The organism is Pseudomonas sp. PS01299 (genome assembly GCF_029960145.1).
Lineage (GTDB): Bacteria > Pseudomonadota > Gammaproteobacteria > Pseudomonadales > Pseudomonadaceae > Aquipseudomonas > Aquipseudomonas putida_A.
On sequence record NZ_JASCPO010000266.1, the window covers coordinates 1 to 7,103 of the forward strand.

Annotated in this window: 7 protein-coding genes; 3 read left to right on the forward strand and 4 right to left on the reverse strand. The window is 59.9% G+C overall.

The window, feature by feature from the left end; translation table 11 throughout:
• Window positions 1–92: 92 nt before the first annotated feature.
• From QMX91_RS27240 to gcl, 3 genes are all read right to left on the reverse strand, one after another.
• Window positions 93–986: a 2-hydroxy-3-oxopropionate reductase gene (locus tag QMX91_RS27240; protein WP_282413655.1), complete on the reverse strand. Its 894-nt coding sequence runs from the start codon at window positions 984–986 to the stop codon at window positions 93–95.
• Between the two features lie 161 nt (window positions 987–1,147).
• Window positions 1,148–1,930, reverse strand: a complete 783-nt coding sequence (gene hyi / locus QMX91_RS27245) for a hydroxypyruvate isomerase (protein ID WP_282413656.1) — start codon at window positions 1,928–1,930, stop codon at window positions 1,148–1,150.
• A gap of 177 nt (window positions 1,931–2,107) precedes the next feature.
• Window positions 2,108–3,883, reverse strand: a complete 1,776-nt coding sequence (gene gcl / locus QMX91_RS27250; RefSeq protein WP_096796234.1) for a glyoxylate carboligase — start codon at window positions 3,881–3,883, stop codon at window positions 2,108–2,110.
• A gap of 268 nt (window positions 3,884–4,151) precedes the next feature.
• On the opposite strand from gcl, the gene QMX91_RS27255 reads away from it, so the two are divergent.
• Together QMX91_RS27255 and QMX91_RS27260 are read left to right on the forward strand one after the other, a co-directional pair.
• Complete coding sequence (locus tag QMX91_RS27255) at window positions 4,152–4,592, forward strand: heme-binding protein (RefSeq protein ID WP_027613943.1); 441 nt, start codon at window positions 4,152–4,154, stop codon at window positions 4,590–4,592.
• A gap of 211 nt (window positions 4,593–4,803) precedes the next feature.
• Complete coding sequence (locus QMX91_RS27260; protein WP_098968488.1) at window positions 4,804–5,262, forward strand: transposase; 459 nt, start codon at window positions 4,804–4,806, stop codon at window positions 5,260–5,262.
• A 102-nt stretch (window positions 5,263–5,364) separates the two neighbouring features.
• On the opposite strand, the gene QMX91_RS27265 is transcribed toward QMX91_RS27260, so the two are convergent.
• A complete protein-coding gene (locus QMX91_RS27265; RefSeq protein WP_007969638.1) occupies window positions 5,365–5,970 on the reverse strand; it encodes a TetR/AcrR family transcriptional regulator in 606 nt (201 codons plus the stop codon).
• Between the two features lie 134 nt (window positions 5,971–6,104).
• Here QMX91_RS27265 and QMX91_RS27270 point away from each other — a divergent pair, with 134 nt between their 5' ends.
• Entirely contained in the window at window positions 6,105–7,019 is a 915-nt protein-coding gene (locus QMX91_RS27270; RefSeq protein ID WP_098967870.1) for a DUF808 domain-containing protein, read from the forward strand.
• The last annotated feature ends 84 nt before the right edge of the window (window positions 7,020–7,103 follow it).

Genomic DNA, 7,103 nt, shown 5'->3' on the forward strand with positions numbered 1-7,103 from the left:
CGCGAAGGCGGTGGGTCAGTCAATCTCCATGTCGACTGAAACGCCCTCTTCGCGAGCAAGCCCGCTCCCACATGGAAAGTGGGGCAAAGGCTTTATTTTTTGTCGCGAATCGAGAAGTTGGCCATGTGTTCCAGACCCTTGATCAGCGCCGAGTGGTCCCAGTTGCTGCCACCGATGGCCGCGCAGGTGCTGAACACTTGCTGGGCGTTGGCGGTGTTCGGCAGATTGATGTTCAGCTCCTTGGCGCCTTGCAGGGCCAGGTTCAGGTCCTTCTGGTGCAGGCTGATGCGGAAGCCCGGATCGAAGGTGCCTTTGATCATGCGCTCGCCGTGCACTTCGAGGATCTTCGACGAAGCGAAACCGCCCATCAGCGCTTCACGCACCTTGGCTGGATCAGCGCCGTTTTTCGAGGCGAACAGCAGCGCTTCAGCCACGGCCTGGATGTTCAGCGCGACGATGATCTGGTTCGCCACTTTGGCGGTCTGACCGTCGCCATTGCCACCGACCAGAGTGATGTTCTTGCCCATGGCCTGGAACAGCGGCAGGGCGCGTTCGAAGGCATCGGCATCGCCACCGACCATGATGCTCAGGGTCGCAGCCTTGGCGCCGATTTCACCGCCGGACACTGGCGCGTCGAGGTACTGCGCACCTTTCTCGTTGATCTTCTTGGCGAAGGCCTTGGTGGCGGTCGGCGAGATCGAGCTCATGTCGATCACTACTTTGCCTTTGCCGATGCCGGCAGCGACGCCGTCGGCGCGGAACAGTACGTCGTCGACCTGCGGGGTATCCGGCACCATGACGATGATGAATTCAGCTTCCTGCGCCACTTCGCGCGGGTTGGCCAGGGCGACGGCGCCAGCGGCGACCAGATCGGCTGGAGCGGCGTCGTGGTGCGCCGACAGGAACAGGCTGTGACCGGCTTTCTGCAGGTTCGAAGCCATTGGGTGGCCCATGATGCCGGTGCCGATAAATCCGATTTTAGCCATGAGAAAATCCTCTTGTTTTTGTCTTGCTCAAGCGAAATAGGGGGTGTTGCTTTGGGTGGGAGCGGGCTTGCTCGCGAATGCGGTGGAACATTCAATATCCGTGTTGACTGAACCACCGCATTCGCGAGCAAGCCCGCTCCCACAAGGGTTTTGCAGTGTTCTTAAATGGCGTTGTGGGTTTTCAACCAGCCAAGACCCGCTTCAGTAGTGGTCAGCGGCTTGTACTCGCAACCCACCCAACCCTGATAACCGATGCGATCCAGGTGTTCGAACAGGAAGCGGTAGTTGATCTCACCGGTGCCCGGCTCGTTGCGCCCCGGGTTGTCCGCGAGCTGCACATGGTTGATCTCGGCCAGGTGCGATTGCAGGGTGCGGGCCAGATCGCCTTCCATGATTTGCATGTGATAGATGTCGTATTGCAGGAACAGATTGGCGCTGCCGACCTGCTCGCGAATCGACAGGGCTTGCGCCGTGTTGTTCAGGTAGAAACCCGGGATGTCGCGGGTGTTGATCGCTTCCATCACCAGTTTGATACCGGCCGCCTGCAGCTTGTCGGCCGCGTACTTGAGGTTGGCGACGAAGGTCTTCTCGACGGTGGCGTCATCAATACCCTGCGGACGAATACCGGCCAGGCAGTTGACCTGGGTGTTGCCCAGCACTTGCGCGTAGGCAATCGCCAGATCGACCCCGGCGCGGAACTCTTCAACCCGATCCGGCAGACACGCGATACCGCGCTCGCCCTTGGCCCAGTCACCGGCCGGCAGGTTGAACAGCACTTGGGTCAGACCGTTGGCATCGAGCCTGGCCTTGATTTCCGCAGAGCTGAAGTCGTACGGGAACAGGTATTCCACGCCACTGAAACCGGCCTTGGCGGCGGCGTCGAAACGGGCAAGGAAATCCTGTTCGGTGAACAGCATGGACAGGTTGGCAGCGAAACGCGGCATGGTGGTCTCCTAAAACGGTTTTGACGCGGGTGGTCAGACTAAACCCAATCAGTCCCCTCTCCAGGGGGAGAGGGTTAGGGTGAGGGGGGAATCAGGGTTGGCCCCAAATTCCCCGAACGACACAAAATCGCTCCCTCACCCCAGCCCTCTCCCGGAGGGAGAGGGAGCCAGTTACGTTCAGTCGAGCAACGAAATCGCCGTTGGCGCGTCGTTGCCGACCAGTGCCAGGTCTTCGAATTCGTTGACGGCGTTGATCTCGGTCCCCATGGAGATGTTGGTCACACGCTCCAGGATGATCTCGACAATCACCGGTACCTTGAACTCTTCGATCATCTGTTCGGCCTTGCGCAGGGCAGGGGCGATTTCCGATGGTTCGAACACCCGCAGGGCTTTACAGCCGAGGCCTTCGGCGACTGCGATGTGGTCGACACCGTAACCGTTGAGTTCCGGCGCGTTCAGGTTATCGAAGGACAGCTGCACGCAGTAGTCCATTTCGAACCCGCGCTGGGCCTGACGGATCAGCCCCAGGTACGAGTTGTTCACCACGACGTGGATGTAAGGCAGTTTGAACTGAGCGCCGACCGCCAGCTCCTCGATCATGAACTGGAAGTCATAGTCCCCCGACAGGGCCACGACTTTCCGGCTCGGATCGGCCTTGACCACGCCCAGCGCTGCCGGAATGGTCCAGCCCAACGGGCCGGCCTGACCGCAGTTGATCCAGTGACGCGGCTTGTAGACGTGCAGGAACTGCGCGCCGGCAATCTGCGACAGACCAATGGTGCTGACGTAGCAGGTGTCTTTGCCGAACACTTGGTTCATCTCTTCGTATACGCGCTGCGGCTTGACCGGCACGTTGTCGAAGTGGGTCTTGCGGTGCAGGCTGGCTTTGCGTTGCTGGCAATCCTGCAGCCAGGCGCTACGGTTTTTCAGCTTGCCGGCGGCTTGCCATTCACGGGCGACTTCGATGAACACGGTCAGCGCGGCAGCGGCGTCGGAGACGATGCCCAGATCCGGAGTGAACACGCGGCCGATCTGCGTGCCTTCGATGTCAACGTGAATGAACTTGCGGCCTTCGGTGTAGACGTCGACCGAACCGGTGTGACGGTTGGCCCAGCGGTTACCGATGCCCAGCACCACATCGGATTTGAGCAGCGTGGCGTTGCCGTAACGGTGCGACGTCTGCAGACCGACCATGCCGACCATCAGCGGGTGATCATCGGGAATGGTGCCCCAGCCCATCAGGGTCGGGATCACCGGAATGCCGGTCAGCTCGGCGAACTCCACCAGCAGATCGCTGGCGTCGGCGTTGATGATGCCGCCACCGGCCACCAGCAATGGACGCTCGGCCTGATCCAGCAGCGCCAGAGCCTTTTCGACCTGAACGCGGGTCGCGGTTGGCTTGGCCAGCGGCAGCGGCTGGTAGGCATCGATGTCGAATTCGATTTCAGCCATCTGCACGTCGAACGGCAGGTCGATCAGCACCGGGCCTGGACGACCGGAGCGCATTTCGTAGAAGGCTTTCTGGAACGCGTAAGGCACCTGGCCCGGCTCCAGAACCGTGGTCGCCCACTTGGTGACAGGCTTGACGATGCTGGTGATGTCGACCGCCTGGAAGTCTTCCTTGTGCATACGGGCGCGGGGTGCCTGGCCGGTAATGCAGAGGATCGGAATCGAGTCGGCCGAGGCGCTGTAGAGCCCGGTGACCATGTCGGTACCGGCAGGGCCGGAAGTACCGATGCACACGCCGATATTGCCGGCCTTGGTGCGGGTGTAACCCTCGGCCATGTGTGACGCGCCTTCGACGTGGCGAGCGAGGACGTGATCGATGCCACCGACTTTCTGCAGGGCGGAGTACAGCGGGTTGATCGCAGCACCCGGAATGCCAAAAGCGGTATCAACCCCTTCACGGCGCATCACCAGAACGGCGGCTTCGATTGCTCTCATTTTGCTCATGGTTTTGTGCCTCTTTACGTTTTGTAATTGTATACAAGTGGCTTTGCGCAGAGTGTATTCACGGCGGACGGCGCAGGTCAATCCATTTTCTCAAGCGTCTGTTTCATTCGTCGGAAGCCGGTTTTGCTGTGGCTTTTCGTCGCATGTGGCGCCTTTCGAGAATTATTGTATACAAAAAAATAATTCATTGTGTTCTATTTGTGGCATCGGGCTGCGGCACTTAAGCGCAGCCCCACGACTTTCCCAATAACAAAATGAGGACGGCACCATGAGCGCTTTAACCTTGAAAGTCGCAGTCAACCTGGTCAACGAAGCCATCAGCACCGGGCGCGGGATCAACGCCGCGCCGCTGACCATCGCGGTACTCGATACCGGCGGCCACCTGATCACCCTGCAACGCGAAGACGGCGCCAGCCTGCTGCGCCCGAACATCGCCATCGGCAAAGCCTGGGGCGCCATCGCCCTGGGCAAGGGCTCACGCCTGCTGGCGCTGGACGCCCAACAACGCCCGGCCTTCATCGCCGCACTCAACAGCATGGGCCAGGGCAGCGTCGTCCCGGCCCCGGGCGGGGTGTTGATCCGTGATCAGGCGGGGAATGTGCTGGGGGCGATTGGGATTAGCGGCGATCTGTCGGATATTGATGAGCAGGTGGCGATCAAAGCGGTAGAGGCGCTGGATTTGAGGGCGGATGCGGGGGTGGCTGCTTGAATCTGCGTTGATTGATTAACCGCTATCGCGAGCAGGCTCACTCCTACAAGGGATCCTGGTTGGACACAAAATGTCTGAACACCACAAACCCCTGTAGGAGTGAGCCTGCTCGCGATAGCTCTCTCCCAGAAACATCCAGCCAAGAGTCTGTCCCATCAACTTGAGCACGCAGAACTAGTCTTCTCATGAGCTGATCATGGGAGGCAAAGGAATGCCTGATCTACCCGCTGCACACCGATTGCGAGCCGGTCGCTATGCCGAGCCCAATCGAATCTACCTACTGACGACCAACACTCTTGATCGCAAACCGATCTTTGCCGATTTTGCTTTGGGCCGATTGGTGGTTCATCAATTTCGGCGTGCACAAGATCTCGGCTTGGCGAACTCACTGGCGTGGGTGGTAATGCCAGATCATTTTCATTGGTTAATCGAATTGCAGAGCGGGTCTTTGAGCGAACTGATGCAAAAGACCAAGTCGCTAAGTACCAAAGCGGTGAATCAGGCTACCGGTAGAAATGTTGGCCTCTGGCAAAGAGGGTTTCATGACCGGGCACTGCGGCGGGAGGAGGATTTAGTGAAGATGGCAAGGTATGTCGTCGCCAACCCATTGCGGGCTGGACTGGTGGAGAGGCTTGGAGACTATCCGCTGTGGGATGCGATTTGGGTTTGAGCCGAAACCGTGTCGCCTCGATCGCGAGCAGGCTCACTCCTACATTTGGAATGCGTTTCCCTGTGGGAGCGAGCTTGCTCGCGAAGCAGTCACCGCGGTCTATCAGTCCGGCTCACACCCTTTCAACACCAACCGGATAATCGTTTGCGCCGCAGCCTCGTAATCCGCCTCGTCCAGCTTGTCCTTGCCGGTCACTGCAGAGATCTGCCAGTCGAAGTCGGCGTAGGTCTGGGTCGCGGCCCAGATGCTGAACATCAGGTGATTGGGGTCGATCGGGGCGATCTGGCCGCGGTCGATCCAGCTCTGGATGCAGTCGATGTTGTGCTTGGCCTGGCTGTTGAGCTGCTCGACCAGGTCGGCGCTCAGGTGCGGGGCGCCGTGCATGATTTCGCTGGCGAACACCTTGGAGGCGAAGGGCAGGTCGCGGGAGATGCGGATCTTCGAGCGGATGTAGCCGCTGAGCACTTCGCTCGGTACGCCGTCCGGGTTGAACGGGGTCGAAGCCTGCAGGATCGGCACGATGATGCTTTCCAGGACCTCGCGGTAGAGGTTTTCCTTGGATTTGAAGTAGTAGTAAACGTTGGGCTTGGGCAATCCTGCCTTGGCGGCGATGTCGCTGGTTTTGGTCGCAGCGAAGCCCTTGTCGGCAAATTCCTCACTGGCGGCACGCAGGATCAGTTCTTTGTTGCGCTCGCGGATTGTGCTCATAAACCCGGTGGTTCCTTGCCTGTTCTGGCGGTTGCGCATGGTAGCACCGGCCTCGCGCATGGCTCAAGAATGCCCCGTGTGGCCCGCAGTCGCGGTATGCTGCGCGGCATTATTCACATAAGGAAACAAGATTCATGGCAGGAAGCAGTTTGCTGGTGCTGATCGACGATATTGCCACCGTTCTGGATGATGTGGCGTTGATGAGCAAAATGGCCGCGAAGAAGACCGCCGGCGTGCTCGGCGATGACTTGGCGCTCAATGCCCAGCAAGTCTCCGGCGTGCGCGCCGAGCGGGAAATTCCGGTGGTCTGGGCGGTCGCCAAGGGCTCGTTCCTCAACAAGCTGATCCTGGTGCCCTCGGCCCTGGCGATCAGTGCGTTCGTGCCGTGGCTGGTGACGCCGCTGTTGATGGTCGGCGGCGCGTACCTGTGTTTCGAAGGTTTCGAGAAGCTCGCGCACAAGTTCCTGCACAGCAAGGCCGAAGATGATGCCGACCACGCGCAATTGAGCGCGGCGGTGGCCGAGCCGACCACCGATCTGGTGGCTTACGAGAAGGACAAGATCAAAGGCGCGATCCGCACTGACTTCATCCTCTCGGCGGAAATCATCGCCATCACACTTGGCACCGTGGCCGACGCTTCGCTGACCCAGCAAGTGATCGTCATGTCGGGCATCGCCATCGTCATGACCGTGGGGGTTTATGGCCTGGTGGCCGGCATCGTCAAACTCGACGATCTAGGCCTGTGGCTGACCCAGAAATCGGGTGCGGCAGCAAAAAACATCGGCAATGCAATCCTGCGCGCCGCCCCGTACATGATGAAAGGCCTGTCGGTGATCGGCACGGCGGCGATGTTCCTCGTCGGTGGCGGCATCCTTACCCACGGCGTTCCTGTGCTGCATCACTGGATTGAAAGTGTCGGTGTGGCGGCCGGTAGCGCCGGGTTCGCAGTCCCTGTGCTGCTCAATGGCGTGGCGGGGATCATCGCGGGCGCGGCAGTGCTGGCGGTGGTTTCGGTCGTCGGCAAGATCTGGCGCGCGATCAAAGGATAAACACATCACTCCTGTGGGAGCGGGCTTGCTCGCGAATGCGGTGTGTCAGTCGAAGAATATGCTGGCTGATTCACCGCATTCGCG

Bases quoted from the DNA above. Each gene is read 5' to 3' on its own strand.
- QMX91_RS27265 (WP_007969638.1), bottom strand. From the start codon at position 5,970: ATGAGCACAATCCGCGAGCGCAACAAAGAACTGATCCTGCGTGCCGCC.
- QMX91_RS27260 (WP_098968488.1), top strand. From the start codon at position 4,804: ATGCCTGATCTACCCGCTGCACACCGATTGCGAGCCGGTCGCTATGCC.
- QMX91_RS27270 (WP_098967870.1), top strand. From the start codon at position 6,105: ATGGCAGGAAGCAGTTTGCTGGTGCTGATCGACGATATTGCCACCGTT.
- QMX91_RS27240 (WP_282413655.1), bottom strand. From the start codon at position 986: ATGGCTAAAATCGGATTTATCGGCACCGGCATCATGGGCCACCCAATG.
- hyi (WP_282413656.1), bottom strand. From the start codon at position 1,930: ATGCCGCGTTTCGCTGCCAACCTGTCCATGCTGTTCACCGAACAGGAT.
- QMX91_RS27255 (WP_027613943.1), top strand. From the start codon at position 4,152: ATGAGCGCTTTAACCTTGAAAGTCGCAGTCAACCTGGTCAACGAAGCC.
- gcl (WP_096796234.1), bottom strand. From the start codon at position 3,883: ATGAGCAAAATGAGAGCAATCGAAGCCGCCGTTCTGGTGATGCGCCGT.